This window comes from Micromonospora sp. CA-259024 (genome assembly GCF_050936255.1).
In the GTDB taxonomy this organism is placed as follows: domain Bacteria; phylum Actinomycetota; class Actinomycetes; order Mycobacteriales; family Micromonosporaceae; genus Micromonospora.
Map to the genome: position 1 here is coordinate 2,811,138 of NZ_JBNJND010000002.1, position 15,340 is coordinate 2,826,477.

The following is a 15,340-nucleotide window of genomic DNA, read 5'->3' on the forward strand; positions in this document are numbered from 1 at the left end:
CTGCCGACGGCGCCGCCCAGACTGGTCGACGTGACAAAGAACCGCCGTCTGCATCCCGCCTGGCTGGTCGCCGCCGTCGCCTTCGTGGCGCTGGTCGGCGCGGCCGGCTTCCGCGCCACCCCGTCGGTGCTGCTGCACCCGCTGCACGAGGAGTTCGGCTGGCCACTGGCCACGATCTCCGCGGCTGTCTCGGTCAACCTGTTGCTCTACGGGCTCACCGCGCCGTTCGCGGCCGCCCTGATGGACCGGTTCGGCATCCGCCGGGTGGTCTCGGTGGCGCTGCTGCTGGTCGCCGCAGGCAGTGGGCTGACGGTCTTCATGAACGCCAGCTGGCAGTTGCTGCTCTGCTGGGGCGTGCTGGTCGGGCTGGGCACCGGCTCGATGGCGTTGGCCTTCGTGGCCACCATCACCGGTCGCTGGTTCGTGCGCCGACGGGGCCTGGTCACCGGGGTGCTGACCGCCGGTGGGGCAGCCGGACAGCTGGTGTTCCTGCCGCTGGTCGCCGTCCTGGTACGCGACCACGGCTGGCGTACGGCGGCACTCGTCGTGGCCGGAGCCGCGCTGGCGGTCGTACCCCTGGTGGTGTGGTTGCTGCGCGAGCACCCGGCGGATCTCGACCTGCCCGCCTACGGCGCGACCGAGGTCGTCGCGGCGCCACCGGCGACCGGCGGCGCGGCGACACGGGCGCTGGGTGCGCTGGCCGCCGCGGCCCGGACCAGGCCGTTCTGGCTGCTGGCCGGCGGGTTCGCGATCTGCGGCGCGACCACCAACGGCCTCGTCGGTACGCACTTCGTGCCGGCCGCGCACGACCACGGCATGACCGAGACCACCGCCGCCGGGCTGCTCGCCCTGGTCGGGCTCTTCGACATCGTCGGCACGATCGCCTCCGGTTGGCTGACCGACCGGGTGGACAGTCGCCTGCTGCTCGGCATCTACTACGCGCTGCGCGGGGCGTCCCTGCTGGTGCTGCCGAGCCTGTTCTCCGGCACCACCGAGCCGAGCATGCTGGTGTTCATCGTCTTCTACGGCCTGGACTGGGTGGCCACGGTGCCCCCGACGGTGGCGCTGTGCCGGGAGTACTTCGGTGCCGCCGGGGCGGTGGTGTTCGGCTGGGTGTTCGCCGCCCACCAGCTCGGCGCTGCGGTCGCCGCGACCGGCGCGGGGCTGGTCCGGGATCGGCTCGGTGACTACGCGATGGCCTGGTACGTGGCGGGAGCCCTGTCGATCGGTGCCGCCGGGCTGTCGTTGCTGCTGCGCAAGCGACCGGGCCAGGCGGTGCCGGAGGCCGTGCTGGCCGCCGCCACCGCGCCCAAGGCCTGGAGCTACCAGGGCTGATACCGGGCGTCGGATGTCGTGTGGACGGTCAGCCCAGGCTCCACTGCTGGGCTGGCCGGCCGTCGCAGGGCCGCTGTCGGATCTCGTCGCCGGCCTCGGCACCGTCGTCGTCGGCCTGGGCGCACCGGTCGCTGTGCGCCGCGATCAGCAGCACCGAACCGGTGCCGGTCGCGCCGAGCCGCCACTGCTGATTGACCTCGCCGTGGCAGGGGAACTGCTGCAACCGTGCTCCGTCGTCCCGGCTGCCGCCCTCGACGTCGAGGCACTGCCCGTGGGCGGCGTTGGTCAACGTCACCACGTCCGGGCCGGCCGGGTTGATCACCCACTGCTGCTCCGGGCCGCCGCTGCACGCGGCCAACGTGGCCTCGGCCTTCTCACCGTCGCCGTCGAGGCCGAGACAGAGCCCCGAGGCGGCCCGGAACACCCGGGGCCCGGTGGGTGGCGCGGCCGGGGTGGTGGCCGACGGGGTCGGCGACGGCTCGGCCGACGGGGTCGGGCTCGGCTCGGCCGCCGGGTCGCTGGGCTTTGCGACGCTGGACGGCGCGCCGACCGGCGCCGGCACGGCCGTCGCGTCGTCACCGTCGAACAGCCCGCTGGCGAAGGCCACCCCCAGGAGTACGCCCACCAGCCCGACCCCCAGCGCCACCCGCAGCAGCGGATCGGCCAGCGGGCCGGAGCGGGGCGCCCGTCGGCTGCCGCCGTAGACGGTGCCGGCGGGGTCGGGGCGTTCCTCGGGCGCGGGCATACGAGCCATCCTCACCCACCGCCGTCGGCCACGGCCAGTCGGTGGGTCAGTCGACGACCCGGACGTCCTTCCAGAACGCCACCCGGTCACGCACCATCTCGGCGTCCGGCTTGGGCTCCGGGTAATACCAGACCGCGTCCTCGCTGGTGCTGCCCTCGTGCGCAAGGGTGTAGTAGGAGGCGGTGCCCTTCCACGGGCAGACGGTGTGCGTCGCGGACTCGCGGATCAGATCGTCGCGCAGGGCGGAGCGGGGGAAGTAGTGGTTGCCCTCCACCAGCACGGTGTCGTCGCTCTCGGCGATGACCAGGTCGTTCCACACGGCTTTCGGCATGTCTCCAACACTATGCCGCGCCACCGACGACGACAGTGCTCAGCGGGTGGGCTGCGGGTCGGTGACGTCGGCCACGGTGGCGTCGAGGGCGGCGATCGCGGCGTCGGCGTCGACCGCGATGGCGAGGCCGCGTTCGCCGGCGCCCAGGGTGATCTCCCGGCCGCGCAGCCGCTCGTCGGCGATCACCGGCCAGGCCGTGCTCGCGCCGAACGGGGTGATGGTGCCGCGTTCGTAGCCGGTGGCGGCCAGGGCACCCGCCGCGTCCGGCATGGAGAGACGGTGCACGCCGAGCAGGGTGCGCAGCTTGGGCCAGGAGACGACCCGGTCGCCGGGGGTGAGCACGAACAGGTGATCGTCCGCACCCCGGCGGACCACGATCGTCTTGACCACGTCGGGGACGGCCACGCCCCGGGCCGCGGCGGCTTCCGCGAGACTGCCGACCGCACCATGGCTGACCAGCCGATACGGCAGTTGGGCGGCGTCCAGGGCGGCGATCGCTGGCGATGGCATGCCCGCCACGGTAACCGCCGGGTCTGTCACCGGACGGGAAACGGCCACCGTCGACATCCCACGGTTTCCTGGGTGCAGGCGTAAGGTGATCACATGCGCGCTGAGCGTGTGGATCACCCGATTGACCATGATCAAGCGGTGGACACGCTGCGGCGGTCGTACGCCGCGGTGCCCACGGGCGAGCCTGTCCGGCTCGCCAAACGCACCTCCAACCTGTTCCGCCCCCGGTCCGCTCCCCGGGCCCCGGGCCTCGACGTGAGTGGCCTGAACGGCGTTCTGTCGGTCGACCCGACCGGCCGCACGGCCGACGTGCAGGGCATGTGCACCTACGAGGACCTGGTCGACGCGACGCTGCCGCACGGGCTGATGCCGCTGGTGGTGCCGCAGCTGCGCACCATCACGCTGGGTGGTGCGGTGACCGGCCTCGGGATCGAGTCGACCTCGTTCCGCAACGGCCTCCCGCACGAGTCGGTGCGGGAGCTGGACGTGCTCACCGGCTCCGGCGAGATCATCACCGCCCGACCCGACGGTGAGCACGCCGACCTGTTCACCGCGTTCCCCAACTCGCTGGGCAGCCTCGGCTACGCCACCCGGCTCCGCATCGAGCTGCAGCCGGTCGGCCGGTACGTGGCGTTGCGCAACATCCGGTTCACCCGACTGGAGGCGCTGACCGACGCGATCGCCGAGGTGACCGCGACCCGGTCCTGGGCCGGTGAGCCGGTCGACGCGATGGACGGGGTGATGTTCAGCCCCGGCGAGGCGTACCTGGTGTTCGCCACGTTCACCGACGCGGCCGATCCACCCAGCGACTACACCGGTCAGGCGATCTACTACCGGTCGCTGCGCCAACGCACCCGCGACGTGCTCACCGCGTACGACTACCTCTGGCGGTGGGACACCGACTGGTTCTGGTGTTCGGCGGCGTTCGGTGCGCAGCATCCGGTCGTGCGCAGGCTCTGGCCGGCGCGTTACCGGCGCAGCGACTTCTACCACCGCCTGGTCCGGCTGGAGCACCGGCACCAGGTGGCGGCACGGATCGATCGGTTGCGCGGCCAGCCGGCCCGGGAACGGGTCGTGCAGGACGTGGAGATCCCGCTGGACCGTACGGCCGACTTCCTGCGCTGGTTCGCGGGCAGCGTGGGGATGAACCCGGTGTGGCTGTGTCCGTTGCGACTGCGCGAGCCGGCGGGTCCCGGTTCCGCGAGGTCCTGGCCCCTATATCCACTCCGGCCGGGGCAGGACTACGTCAACATTGGGTTCTGGGGGAGCGTGCCGATCGTGCCCGGCGCCGCCGACGGCGACGTCAACCGCATGATCGAACGCAGGGTGTCGGAGTCGGGCGGGCACAAGTCGCTCTACTCCGACGCGTACTACGACCGGGACGCCTTCGATCGCCTGTACGGCGGCGACACGTGGCGCGCGGTGAAGGACCGCTACGACCCGGACCACCGGCTGACGGGACTGTACGAAAAGGCGGTAGCACGAGCATGAGCCTGACCGACCGAGATCAGGGGGCGGCGAGCGTCCCCGCCACCCCGCCGGCGGGGGGCCCGCGCACGGGTCCGACCGTGGCGGACGTCGTCCGCGCGGTCACCACGGGGCCGTTGCCGGTACGGATCACCGGGTACGACGGCAGCGCCGTCGGCCCGTCCGATGCCGGCATCACCCTGGCGATCCGTTCCGAGCGCGGGCTGTCGTACCTGCTCACGGCCCCCGGTGACCTGGGCATGGCCCGGGCCTACGTCAGTGGCGACCTGGCGTTGCAGGGGGTCCATCCGGGTGACCCGTACGAGGCGCTGCGAGTGCTCAAGGACGAGCTGCGGTTACGCCCACCGTCGCTGGCCGAGGGGCTGGCGCTGGTCCGGGGCTTGGGCTGGGAGCGGCTGATGCCGCCACCGGCTCCTCCGCAGGAGGCGCAGCCGCGGTGGAAGCGGGTGATGAACGGGCTGCGACACTCGCGGGTCCGCGACAGCACGGCGATCTCGCACCACTACGACGTCTCCAACGCCTTCTACGAGAAGGTGCTCGGCCCGTCGATGACGTACACCTGCGCGGTTTTCCGGTCTCCGGACGACACGCTGGAGCAGGCCCAGGCGGCGAAGTACGACCTGGTCGCCAGCAAGCTGGCGCTCAAGAAGGGGATGCGGCTGCTGGATGTGGGCTGCGGCTGGGGTGGCATGGTGCGGCACGCCGCGCGCGAGTACGGCGTGAAGGCGCTCGGGGTGACCCTGTCGAAGGCGCAGGCCCAGTGGGCGCAGGCCGCTATCGAGCGGGAGGGCCTGACCGAGCTGGCCGAGGTGCGACACCTGGACTACCGGGACGCGCCTGCGGAGCGGTTCGACGCCATCTCCTCGATCGGGTTGACCGAGCACATCGGGGTGCGCAACTACCCGGCCTACTTCGGGGCGTTGCGCGACCGGCTGCGACCGGGCGCGCGGCTGCTCAACCACTGCATCACCCGGGCGGACAATCGGGCGCCGCACCGCTCCGGCGCGTTCATCGACCGGTACGTCTTCCCGGACGGGGAGCTGGCCGGTCCGGGCCGGCTGATCAGCGAGGTCCACGACGCCGGTCTGGAGGTGCACCACGAGGAGAACCTGCGCCAGCACTACGCGCTGACGCTCGCCGCCTGGTGCCGCAACCTGGTCGAGCACTGGGACTTCTGCGTCTCGGAGGTGGGCGCGGGCACCGCCCGGGTGTGGGGGCTGTACATGGCCGGGTCGCGGATGGCGTTCGAGCGCAACGGCATCCAGTTGCATCAGGTGCTGGCCACCCACAACGGCCCGGACGGCGTGAACGGGTATCCGTTGCGGCCGGACTGGTTGCCCTGACCATCTGCTGACCGCTGCCTGAAGCCGCGCCGAGAAAGTCGGCGCGGCTTCTCGCGAAGCGATTGACAAACAAGTTTTGTACGTACAAACTGATTTTGCCATGAGAGACGTCCTGTACCTGGAGCAGATCGAGCAGGCCGAGGTCCTGCTCAAACCGCAGCGCGTCGAGGTGCTGCGGCAACTGGCCGAACCCCGCACCTGCACCGAGGTCGCGGCCCGACTCGACCAGACGCCACAGCGCGTCTACTACCACGTCAAGCAGCTCGTCGCGGCCGGCCTGGTCGAGCTGGTCAACGAGCGCAAGGTCCGCGGCATCACCGAGGGCATCTACCAGGCGGCCGCCCGGTCCTACTGGCTGTCGCCCCGGCTCGTCGGCCGGATCGGGCTGCGCCGGGCCCGCGACGAGCTGAGCCTGGGTTACCTGCTCGACCTGATGGAGGAGGTCCAGGCCGACATCGCCGCCCTGGACCGGGCGGCGCCGGAGCTGCCCTCGATCGGGGTCTCCGGCGAGATCCGGGTGCCGGCGGAGCAGCGCCCACAGTTCCTGCACGACCTGCAAACCGCACTTCAGGACCTGTTCACCCGCTACGGCGGCAGCGAAGGCGACGCCTTCAAGCTGGCCGTGGCCTGCTATCCGAAGGGGAACGACAATGAGTGAACCGATGAAGGTGCAAGCCCGTCTCTCCGCGTCCGTCGGGCGCGTCCGCGAGGCCCTCACCGACCCGGCCGAGCTGCGCCTCTGGCTGGCCGAGCACGCCGAGGTCGAGCTGCCCCAGCGGTACGAGTTCTGGGGCCGCTACACGCCCGAGGGTGACGCCCCGCACCAGCGGCCGCTGCACGCCGACGACGACACGCTGCGCTTCGGCTGGCTGCTCGACGGGGTGGAGACCACCACCACGTTCGAGCTGACCGCCGAGGGCACGGACACCACCGTCCTGACCCTGACGCAGAGCCACTTCGACTTCGCCGAGGCGATGAGCGGCTCCAGCATCCGGGGTGTGCTCCAGACGTACTGGGCGCTGTCCATCGCCAACCTGGCCGCCCACCTGGAGGGCCGGCCGCTGCTGCCGCGCACCGACTTCACCTCCGCCGACCTGCGCGGCGAGCTGGTCATCGCCGCCCCCGCCGACAAGGTGTGGCAGTCGCTGACCGACTCCGAGCAGGCCAGCGCGTGGTTCGGCTTCCCGATCGGCATCGAGCCCTGGGTCGGCGGCCGGTACGCCATGGGCGGCTTCGACGCCGGTTACGCCGCCAAGGTCGTCGACCTGGAGCCGGGCCGGAAGATTTCGGTCGACTGGGGGCCCACCGGCGTGACGAGCTGGGAGCTGGCCGAGTCCGCCGGTCGGACCACGCTGACCTTCGTGCAGAGCGGCTTCGACGAGACCAACCCCCCGTACGCGGCCTGGAGCGGGACGGTCTCCGGGTTGTTCGAGCTGCGCCGCTACCACGAGGTGCCGGACTGGCAGCCGATCTGGCTCCCCGCCGAGGTGCCCGGTCTGGAGCCCCAGCCCGCCAGCTGAGACGCCGACACCCCGGCGAGCGCCGGCCCACCGCACACGGGCCGGCGCTCGCGGGCGTGTTCGTTGCCGGTGCGGGGTGACTTCTCGGGGTGGAGTGGGTACTGGACGGCGATGTTCTTCATCTTTGGTCTGCGTACCAAGGTCGACCGGTCCGGTGTCGTGCAGCAGGTCTGTCGCCACTGCGGCAACCACGCCGCCCAGGTGATCACCCGCCGGTCGACGAAGTTCACCCTCTTCTTCATCCCCCTCATCCCGATCCGCACCCGGTACGCGCAGCAGTGCACGTTCTGCGGTGCGCAGTACGAGATCTCCAAGTCCGACGCCGCGCGTCTCCCGGTCGGCTGAGCCGCAGGTGGCCCCGTTCCTGTGCTGGCTGATCGGCCGGCAACCCCCGCCCGCCGGCCCTCCGGTGCACACCGCCCCGCGCCCGCCCTGCACCCCCGGCCGGCGGAAGCACCGCCGCGCCCGCCGTCCACCGGCCGGCACCAGGCTGCCCCGCTCACCCTGGAATCGATCCGTCGGGCGCTGAGCGCCCTCGCTGCACCCACCTCCATCAACGGGGCAGCTCGACAGGAGCGAGCACCAGAGGGGCCGCCCCGGCATGCTCGTCCTGTGTGGCCGGACCGGCTCGACGCGCGTGGCCGTCCGGGCCTGGCGGGGCGCCCCGGCTGCTGGCTAGGCTTTCGGGGTTTGTCATGGAGCGGTCCGCGAGGGTGCACGCACGACGAAGAGCCGGAGCGACCGTGTCACGACATGATGTGGAGCGGGTTGCGGGGCAGCCCACCGTCGCCGAGCCGACCGGCGGGCCGGCGATCGGCGTCGCGGCGGCCCAGCCGAACCGCGTCGGACCGATCACCGCGGGCGCGGTCGTTCTCCTGGAGGCGTGCTGGCTGGTCGCCGCACTGCCGGGCGCCGCGTTGGTCAGTGACCTCGGCGGGATGGTGGTGGCCGGCTGGGTGACCGTGGCCTGTGCGGGTGTGGCTCGTCGCCATCCGGCTCGGCTGCGCCGGTTCTGGACGCTGCTCGCCGTCACCATGGCGCTCGCCGCGCTGGGCCGGGCGATCTGGACGGTGCAGCGGCTCGTCGGCGGCGACCTGCCGCACACACCGCTGGTCGGGTTGGTCTTCACCGCCGGCATCATCAGCGGAACGGCCGCGCTGCTCAGTTCGCCGTCCGCCCCACGGACCGCGGTGAGGCGGGCCCGTACGTTGCTGGACGGGGTGATCGTCGCGCTGGCCCTGGTGCCGATGGGTTGGGTGCTGGTCTTCCGTGGGGTCGCCGCCGCCGAACTGGCCGACCCGGCGCGCACGCTGGGGCTGCTCTATCCGATGTTCGACCTGATGCAGCTCACCATCCTGGTCGCGGTCTGCGGCCCGGCCCGGCCGATGTGGCGACCGATGAGCGTGCTCGCGGCGAGCCTCAGCCTGCGGGTGGTCGCCGACGTCGTCTACGTGTCGCAGGTCGCCCGCGGCGACTACGTCGCCGGACACCCGATCGACCTGTGCTGGCCGCTGAGCTACCTGCTGATCGGCCTGGCCACCAGAAACCGGCCACCGCCGGACTGCGACGGCACCGATGACACCGCCGAGTCGCCGCTGCCGCCCTGGTGGCGGGTGGCGTTGCCGTACCTGCCGGTGGGTGGGGCGATCATCGCGGTGGTACTGGCCCGTCGGCCCACCGGGCAGACACCGCACCTGGTCTTCGTGACCATGATGGCGTTGCTCGCGGCCCTCGCCGTACGCCAGGGGCTGGCCGCCAACGAGAACCTGCGGCTGGTGGCCCGGCTGCGTCGGCTCGCGTACGGGGACCAGCTCACCGGGCTGCCCAACCGGCTGCTGTTCAACCGGCGGCTGCGCCTGGCCCTGCGCGACAGGCGACCGGTGGCCGTGCTGCTACTCGACCTGGACGGGTTCAAGCAGGTCAACGACCGGTTCGGGCACGCCACCGGAGACACGCTGCTGACCGGGCTGGCGGCCCGGATGCGGGCTGCCGTGGGCGGTGACGGCACCATCGCCCGGCTCGGCGGGGACGAGTTCGCCGTGCTGGTCGACGGTGACGGACCGGTGTCTCCCGAGCGGCTCGCCGAGCGGCTGCTGGACGCGCTGCGGCCCTCCGACGGTGAGGAGGACGTCGGGGTGCACCCGTCGGCGAGCATCGGCATCGCCGAGTACGGTCCGCAGCACGCCTCCCACACCGATCTGCTGCGCGACGCCGACATCGCCATGTACGCGGCCAAGGCGGCCGGGAAGTCCGCGTACCGGACGTGCACCCCGGCGCTGCGCGAGTCGGCCGTCTCCCGTGCCGAGCTGATCGCCGATCTACGCCGTGCGGTCGACGAGGAGCAGCTGCACCTGGAGTTCCAACCCATCGTGGACCTGGCCACCGGCGCGGTCCGCAGCGCCGAGGCGCTGGTGCGCTGGCGGCACCCCCGACTGGGGATGCTGCCACCGGCCCGGTTCCTGCCGCTGGCCGAGGAGACGGGCCTGATCCTGCCCATCGACCGCTGGGTGATCCACGAGGCGTGCCGGGCCGCGGCGACCTGGCGGGGTCGGGCACCGGAGGCGACCGTCGCGGTGAACATCGCCGCCGCGCACCTGCGCCGGCCGGACCTGATCGCCACGGTCACCGCGGCCACCAGCGCCGCCGGGCTGGCGCCACGCGCGTTGACCCTGGAGCTGACCGAGTCGGCGCTGATCGAGGGCACCGACGCGGTGCTGGAGCGGCTGCACCAGCTCCGGGAGTTGGGCATCCGGATCGCCATCGACGACTTCGGCACCGGCTACTCGTCGCTGAGCTACCTGCACCGCATCCCGGCCACCGAGCTGAAGATCGACCGTTCGTTCGTGGCCCGCCTCGGCACCGACGACGACCGGGCGTACGCCACGGTGGAGATGGTCACCCGGCTGGCCGGCGCGTTCGACCTGGCGGTGGTCGCCGAGGGGGTGGAGACCGAACGCCAGCACGAGGCGGTCGCCGCGATCGGGTGCCCGCGCGGTCAGGGCTATCTGTACGGGCGGCCGGACGGCGCCGCCATGGTGGGTCAGAATCGGCCTTGACCCTCACGTAGCGGCAGGCGGGAGCCTGGTTCCCGGAAGGGAGGGGAACCATGGCGTACACGGTGGGTCAGGTGGCGAGGGTCGCCGGCGTGACGGTCCGGACGTTGCATCACTACGACGAGATCGGGTTGCTCTCGCCGAGTGGGCGCACCTCGGCCGGTTACCGCCGCTACGACGACGCGGACCTGCAGCGGTTGCAGCTCGTCCTGTACTACCGGGAGCTGGGTTTCCCGCTTGAGGAGATCGCCGCGATCATCGACGACCCGGCGGCCGACCCGGCCGCGCACCTGCGTCGTCAGCACGAACTGCTGACGGTACGGCTCAAGCGGTTGCAGGAGATGGTCACGGCGATCGAGTTCGCGATGGAGGCGAGCAAGATGAACATCCAGCTCACGCCGGAGGAGCGGTTCGAGGTCTTCGGTGACTTCGACCCGGAGGAGCACCAGGCCGAGGCGGAGCAGCGCTGGGGTGACACCGACGCGTACCGGGAGTCGAACCGGCGGGTCGCCCGCTACAGCAAGGAAGACTGGCTGCGTAACAAGGCGGAGAACGAGGACTGGGGTCGGCGGATGGTCGTCGTGCTGGCCTCGGGCGCACCGGCGGACAGCCCGGAGGCGATGGAGTTGGCCGAGGAGCACCGGCAGCTCATCAGCCGCTGGTTCTACGAGTGCTCGTACGAGATGCAGACCGGGTTGGCCGACATGTACCTGGCCGACGAGCGGTTCACCGCGTACTACGAGAACATCGCCCCGGGGCTGGCGGCGTACCTGAACGAGGCGATCCACGCCAACGCGATCAGCCGCGCCTGAGTGGGTGCGGTCCGGCTAGTCTGGCCGGACCGCACCCTCGGGGAGATGACCGTGCAGAAGCCGAAGCTGATCGCCGCTGGCGCCATCGTCGCCGTGGCGGTCGCCGCCGGGGTGTGGGCACTGGTGGCCACCGGCGACGAACCCGACGCGGGCCGTCCGACGGCCAGCGCGTCGCCGGTCCCGACCGACCCGGTCGCGGTGCTGAAGGCCGCCGCCGGCAAGGCCGACGAGCAGCCGTACAAGCTGACGGTGGGCACCGGCGGGGCGGCGGGTGGGGACGGCACGGTGCTGCTCTGGGACCCGAAGGCGAAGCGTGGTCTGGAGACCACCTCGCTGAAGGTGCCCAACGGTGAGGTGAAGATCGAGCGGCTGACCACCGGGCCGGACGTGTACGTGCGGGTCACCGCCCCGGACCGCCGCGTCCCGGTCTGGGACGGCAAGACCTGGTGGCACGTGGGCGCGCCGGGTGCTCCGGCGGCCAAGCAGGGCCTGGACAACACCCGGCTGGCCGGCACGCTGGCCGCGCCGGCGGGGGTCCGGCAGACCGGCGCGCGGGAGTACGCCGGCACGCTGGACCTGCGCGAGAGCGCTGCGGTGCTGGGCAGCGGTGTCCGCGGCGTGCTCGGTGACCGGGCCGGGGCGGTGCCGTTCACCGCGGCCGTCGACGAGCAGGGGCGGCTGGTCCGCTACCGCATCGAGTTGGCCAGCGAGCAGTCGCAGACCGCGCAGCTCGACCTGACGTACTCGGACTTCGGGCTGCCGGTGTCGGCCGATCCGCCGGCGGCCGACCTGGTCGGGGAGGACCCGCCGGCGAACATCCCCGGGGCCTGACACCGGCTCACTCCTCGACCGGCCCGCCGGTCGGGGTGACCAGGAAGTCGTAGACGGTACGGGCCATCCGGCGGACCGTCTCGTCACCGGTGGCCATCGGCCCGGCGGTGAGGAACGCGACGGCGGTCTCGCTGCCGGGAATCAGGTAGTAGCCGACGTCGTGTGACGCGTCCGGAAGGTCGCCGGTCTTGTGGGCCACCGGCACCCCGGGTGGCAGCGCCGCCGGGATCTTGGTGTTCAGGGTCTGCTCCCGCATGAAACCGATCATCAGGTCGCGGGAGGCGGGGGTGAGGATCTCGTTGTCCCAGACCGCGCCGAGCAGGGACACCACGTCGTCGGGGCTCGTGTAGTTCTCCTCGCCGCGCTGCGCGGCCCCGCTGTCGAGCATCCGGCGCGCCAGGATGGTGGACCGCTGGTTCATCGAGTCGATCAGCGCGTTGACCGGGGCGAACCCGCCCAGGTAGGTGATCAGCACGTTCGCGGCGATGTTGTCGCTGTACTTGATCAGGTACTGGGCGAGTCGATGCAGGGTGACCACCTGCGGGAACGTCTCGAACTGCAGCTGGCCGGTGCCGCCGACCACGTCCTCCGGGGTCACCAGCACGCCGTCGTCGAGGGAGACCTGTCCACAGTCGACCCGGCGCAGCAACTCGACGAGGATCCACAGTTTGATCACGCTGGCCGCCTTGGGGCGGAGCGCGCCGTTGACGGCGATCTGCTGGTCGCCGTACCGGCCGGACAGGTCGCGGACGGTGACCCCGGCCGGGTTGAGGCTCGCGTCGGCGACCACCCGGGCGAGCTGCCCGCTGAGCGGGAACAGTCGGGCTCCCGCGACCGGGTCGGTGGGCGGCTGTGGACTGGTGACCACCACGCCGGTCAGCTCGGTGGGCGGGCGGTGTCGTCGGATCACCTCGAGTGTGCCCTCGCTGCGCCCGACCAACGGCACCCGGTAGCGGTAGGCCGTGCCCCCGACGATGACCTCACCGCTGGCCACCCCGGCGGCGACCCGCATGCCCGGGTCGGCCACCCGGCCGGTGTCGCCGTCGCAGGCGCGGTAGCGCACGGTGTGCCCGAGCGAGTCCACCGCGAACACCCCGCCGGGGAACGACAACCAGGACACCTCGCTCGTCGGCGGCCGCTCCGGCGCCGGGTCCACACCGGGCTCGTGGCTCTGCCCGTCGCCCGGGTCGGCCGCGTACCCCGGCTCGGTCCGGTGGTCCGGCTCGGCCGTGGCCCCCGGCCCGTCCGCGGTGGCCGGCCCGGTCGTCGCGAGCACCGCGAGCGCGACCGTCGCCGTCAGCACCTTCAGGAGTACGCAGGAATTTATGTCGCTTTTGCTCACGTTTGCACGATAAGAAACGTGAGAGGCCGACGAGGTCCCCGGGGCTGGCGTCACCCGTCCGGGCGGCGATGTCCCCGGGAGGGTGATGACTCTCCGGTATCAATATGACTCAGAGGCATCAGGCTCATCAGCAACACCGACCCCGGAGGGAACCCAATGTTGATCATTGCCGGCAGTCTGCGTGTCGAGCCGGGCGCGCGCGACGCCTACCTGTCGGAGTGCGACCAGGTCATCGCACAGGCGCGAGCGACCGCCGGTTGCCTGGACTTCCTGCTGGCCGCCGACCCGCTCGACCCGGGCCGGATCCACGTCTACGAACGCTGGGAGTCAGCGGAGCAGTTGGCGGCGTTCCGGGGCTCCGGGCCGAGCGATGTGCAGACGGCGGCCATCCTCGACGCCGACGTGCACCGCTACCTGATCTCCGGTGTCGAGGCGCCCTGACCCGGGCGCGCCGGCAACGGTCACATCGGTGGTCCTGTTGATGGCTCGGGTTCCGCGGGCAGGCCGGGTGCCAACCGGCGCATCGAGGTGAAGGCGGGCACCAGCGCGTCGTACAGCTCGGCGAAGAGCGGCAGCAGCGACGCGTAGGTGGCGGCGGCGGCCGGGTCGGGGCGTACCGTCTCCTCGATCCGCACGAGGTCGGCGGCGACGTCGATGCTGGGGATCAGCCCGAGCGCCTGCATGCCGAGCAGCGCCGCGCCGAAGCTCGATCCCTCGTGCGCGGTCGGGAAGCTCACCGGCTGGCCGAGCACGTCGGCGAGCATCTGCCGCCACAGGCCGCTGCGGGCGAAGCCGCCGCCGGCCCGGATCTCACGGACCTCGTTGCCGGCCGCGCGTACCGAGCTGAGCACCAGCGCGAGCTGCTGGCAGACCCCCTCCAGTGCGGCTCGTATCAGATGCTCGCGGCGGTGCCCGTGGGTCAACCCCACGTACGCCCCGCGCGGCAGTGCGCTCCAGTGCGGCGCCCGTTCGCTGTGCAGGTACGGCAGCATGATGAGCCCGCCCGAGCCGGCCGGCGCGCGGGCGGCGAGGGCGACCAGCTCCTCCTCGGAGTGCTCGCCGAGATCCGGGGCGAGCGCGGCACCGGCCCACTTGAGGACGATGCCGCCGTTGTTGATCGCGCCACCGACCGCCCAGCGCTGCTCGGTCAGCGCGTAGCAGAACACCCCGCCGAGCGGGTCCACGCCGGGCCGCTCGACCATGACGCGCATCGCGCCGCTGGTGCCGATCGAGCAGGCCACCATGCCGGGGTGCACCGCGCCCAGACCCAGGTTCGCCAGGGGGCCGTCGCCGGCGCCGACCACCACCGGGGTGCGCTGTGGCAGGCCGGTGGTGGCCGCGGCCTGCGGGGTGAGGCCGGGCAGCACGGCGGTGGTGGCGACCAGTTGGGGGAGTTGCTCGGCGGTGATGCCGGCGATGGTCAGCGCCTCGCTGTCCCACGTCAGCGTGTGGATGTCCATCAGGCCGGAGGCCGAGGCGATCGAGTGGTCGGTGACCAGCGCCTCGCAGAGCCGTAGCAGCACCCAGTCCTTGATGCCCACCCAGTGCGCGACGCTCTCGAAGAGCTTCGGCTCCTGCTCGGCGAACCAGAGCAGCTTGGGCAGCGGCGACATCGGATGCATCGGTGTGCCGGTGCGACGGTGCAGGGCCAGCCCGGACGGCACCGCCCGCAGCCGCTCGGCCTGCCGGGTCGACCGCGAGTCGGCCCAGGTCACCGACGGGGTGAGCGGGTTGCCGGCCGGGTCCAGCCCGATCAGGCTGTGCATGGCGGAGCTGAACGACAGCCCGGCCACCGGCTCGACCAGCTCGGCCACGACGATGCTGATCGACTTCAGCACCGCGTCGAGGATGAGTTGCGGGTCCTGCTCGGCGTACCCGGGCTGCGGGTCGTTCAGGGGGTAGCCGACCGAGTGGCTGCCGAGCTGCCGCCCGTCGGTGTCGTACGCGACGGCCTTGGTGCTGGTGGTGCCGATGTCGACGCCGATGACCACGGCGGGCCGGGTGTCCTGCGGCACGACCCTCATCCCCTT

At 72.1% G+C, this 15,340-nt stretch carries 15 protein-coding genes; 10 read left to right on the top strand and 5 right to left on the bottom strand.

The annotated features are described in order from the left end of the window. The first annotated feature begins 30 nt into the window (after nucleotides 1–30). Entirely contained in the window at nucleotides 31–1,335 is a 1,305-nt protein-coding gene (locus tag ACQEUX_RS32650) for an MFS transporter (RefSeq protein WP_433056630.1), read from the top strand. Nucleotides 1,336–1,363: 28 nt separating this feature from the next. Here the strand turns inward: ACQEUX_RS32650 and ACQEUX_RS32655 are convergent, their stop codons facing one another. Genes ACQEUX_RS32655 through ACQEUX_RS32665 form a run of 3 tightly spaced genes read right to left on the bottom strand, consistent with a single transcriptional unit; the run spans nucleotide 1,364 to nucleotide 2,921 of the window. Next, entirely contained in the window at nucleotides 1,364–2,080 is a 717-nt protein-coding gene (locus ACQEUX_RS32655; RefSeq protein ID WP_433056632.1) for an RICIN domain-containing protein, read from the bottom strand. Nucleotides 2,081–2,126: 46 nt separating this feature from the next. After that, a complete protein-coding gene (locus tag ACQEUX_RS32660) occupies nucleotides 2,127–2,411 on the bottom strand; it encodes a DUF427 domain-containing protein (protein WP_151487605.1) in 285 nt (94 codons plus the stop codon). Nucleotides 2,412–2,450: 39 nt separating this feature from the next. After that, a complete protein-coding gene (locus ACQEUX_RS32665; RefSeq protein ID WP_433056634.1) occupies nucleotides 2,451–2,921 on the bottom strand; it encodes an aminoacyl-tRNA deacylase in 471 nt (156 codons plus the stop codon). Nucleotides 2,922–3,014: 93 nt separating this feature from the next. On the opposite strand from ACQEUX_RS32665, the gene ACQEUX_RS32670 reads away from it, so the two are divergent. The 8 genes from ACQEUX_RS32670 to ACQEUX_RS32705 all read left to right on the top strand — a co-directional run bounded on the left by ACQEUX_RS32670 (nucleotide 3,015) and on the right by ACQEUX_RS32705 (nucleotide 11,968). After that, complete coding sequence (locus ACQEUX_RS32670) at nucleotides 3,015–4,412, top strand: FAD-binding oxidoreductase (RefSeq protein WP_433056635.1); 1,398 nt, start codon at nucleotides 3,015–3,017, stop codon at nucleotides 4,410–4,412. Next, nucleotides 4,409–5,752, top strand: a complete 1,344-nt coding sequence (locus tag ACQEUX_RS32675) for a class I SAM-dependent methyltransferase (protein WP_433056637.1) — start codon at nucleotides 4,409–4,411, stop codon at nucleotides 5,750–5,752. The genes ACQEUX_RS32670 and ACQEUX_RS32675 overlap by 4 nt, the downstream gene beginning before the upstream one ends. Nucleotides 5,753–5,852: 100 nt before the next feature. Next, the gene (locus ACQEUX_RS32680) at nucleotides 5,853–6,410 is read left to right on the top strand and encodes a helix-turn-helix domain-containing protein (RefSeq protein WP_433056639.1); all 558 of its coding nucleotides are present in this window, start codon (nucleotides 5,853–5,855) and stop codon (nucleotides 6,408–6,410) included. After that, nucleotides 6,403–7,272, top strand: coding sequence for an SRPBCC family protein (locus ACQEUX_RS32685; protein ID WP_433056641.1), 870 nt, complete (start codon nucleotides 6,403–6,405; stop codon nucleotides 7,270–7,272). Before ACQEUX_RS32680 ends, ACQEUX_RS32685 begins: the two co-directional genes overlap by 8 nt. Before the next feature lie 111 nt (nucleotides 7,273–7,383). After that, on the top strand, nucleotides 7,384–7,617 hold the full coding sequence (locus tag ACQEUX_RS32690; protein WP_433056642.1) for a zinc-ribbon domain-containing protein: 234 nt from the start codon (nucleotides 7,384–7,386) through the stop codon (nucleotides 7,615–7,617). 398 nt (nucleotides 7,618–8,015) lie between these two features. Further along, the gene (locus ACQEUX_RS32695) at nucleotides 8,016–10,328 is read left to right on the top strand and encodes a putative bifunctional diguanylate cyclase/phosphodiesterase (RefSeq protein WP_433056644.1); all 2,313 of its coding nucleotides are present in this window, start codon (nucleotides 8,016–8,018) and stop codon (nucleotides 10,326–10,328) included. Nucleotides 10,329–10,378: 50 nt separating this feature from the next. Next, nucleotides 10,379–11,137, top strand: coding sequence for a MerR family transcriptional regulator (locus ACQEUX_RS32700; RefSeq protein WP_433056646.1), 759 nt, complete (start codon nucleotides 10,379–10,381; stop codon nucleotides 11,135–11,137). 45 nt (nucleotides 11,138–11,182) lie between these two features. Continuing rightward, nucleotides 11,183–11,968, top strand: a complete 786-nt coding sequence (locus ACQEUX_RS32705; protein WP_433056648.1) for a hypothetical protein — start codon at nucleotides 11,183–11,185, stop codon at nucleotides 11,966–11,968. A gap of 7 nt (nucleotides 11,969–11,975) precedes the next feature. Here ACQEUX_RS32705 and ACQEUX_RS32710 read toward each other — a convergent pair whose 3' ends face one another. After that, nucleotides 11,976–13,310: a serine hydrolase gene (locus tag ACQEUX_RS32710; protein ID WP_433056650.1), complete on the bottom strand. Its 1,335-nt coding sequence runs from the start codon at nucleotides 13,308–13,310 to the stop codon at nucleotides 11,976–11,978. A gap of 156 nt (nucleotides 13,311–13,466) precedes the next feature. Here ACQEUX_RS32710 and ACQEUX_RS32715 point away from each other — a divergent pair, with 156 nt between their 5' ends. Continuing rightward, nucleotides 13,467–13,751, top strand: a complete 285-nt coding sequence (locus ACQEUX_RS32715) for a putative quinol monooxygenase (protein WP_433056652.1) — start codon at nucleotides 13,467–13,469, stop codon at nucleotides 13,749–13,751. Nucleotides 13,752–13,771: 20 nt separating this feature from the next. Here ACQEUX_RS32715 and ACQEUX_RS32720 read toward each other — a convergent pair whose 3' ends face one another. Further along, nucleotides 13,772–15,325: a gluconokinase gene (locus tag ACQEUX_RS32720; protein ID WP_433056654.1), complete on the bottom strand. Its 1,554-nt coding sequence runs from the start codon at nucleotides 15,323–15,325 to the stop codon at nucleotides 13,772–13,774. Between the last annotated feature and the right edge of the window lie 15 nt (nucleotides 15,326–15,340).

Excerpts from the sequence above, each read along its gene's own strand:
- ACQEUX_RS32655 (WP_433056632.1), bottom strand. The coding sequence starts at position 2,080 with ATGCCCGCGCCCGAGGAACGCCCCGACCCCGCCGGCACCGTCTACGGC.
- ACQEUX_RS32660 (WP_151487605.1), bottom strand. The coding sequence starts at position 2,411 with ATGCCGAAAGCCGTGTGGAACGACCTGGTCATCGCCGAGAGCGACGAC.
- ACQEUX_RS32665 (WP_433056634.1), bottom strand. The coding sequence starts at position 2,921 with ATGCCATCGCCAGCGATCGCCGCCCTGGACGCCGCCCAACTGCCGTAT.
- ACQEUX_RS32670 (WP_433056635.1), top strand. The coding sequence starts at position 3,015 with ATGCGCGCTGAGCGTGTGGATCACCCGATTGACCATGATCAAGCGGTG.
- ACQEUX_RS32675 (WP_433056637.1), top strand. The coding sequence starts at position 4,409 with ATGAGCCTGACCGACCGAGATCAGGGGGCGGCGAGCGTCCCCGCCACC.
- ACQEUX_RS32680 (WP_433056639.1), top strand. The coding sequence starts at position 5,853 with ATGAGAGACGTCCTGTACCTGGAGCAGATCGAGCAGGCCGAGGTCCTG.
- ACQEUX_RS32685 (WP_433056641.1), top strand. The coding sequence starts at position 6,403 with ATGAGTGAACCGATGAAGGTGCAAGCCCGTCTCTCCGCGTCCGTCGGG.
- ACQEUX_RS32690 (WP_433056642.1), top strand. The coding sequence starts at position 7,384 with ATGTTCTTCATCTTTGGTCTGCGTACCAAGGTCGACCGGTCCGGTGTC.
- ACQEUX_RS32700 (WP_433056646.1), top strand. The coding sequence starts at position 10,379 with ATGGCGTACACGGTGGGTCAGGTGGCGAGGGTCGCCGGCGTGACGGTC.
- ACQEUX_RS32705 (WP_433056648.1), top strand. The coding sequence starts at position 11,183 with ATGACCGTGCAGAAGCCGAAGCTGATCGCCGCTGGCGCCATCGTCGCC.
- ACQEUX_RS32715 (WP_433056652.1), top strand. The coding sequence starts at position 13,467 with ATGTTGATCATTGCCGGCAGTCTGCGTGTCGAGCCGGGCGCGCGCGAC.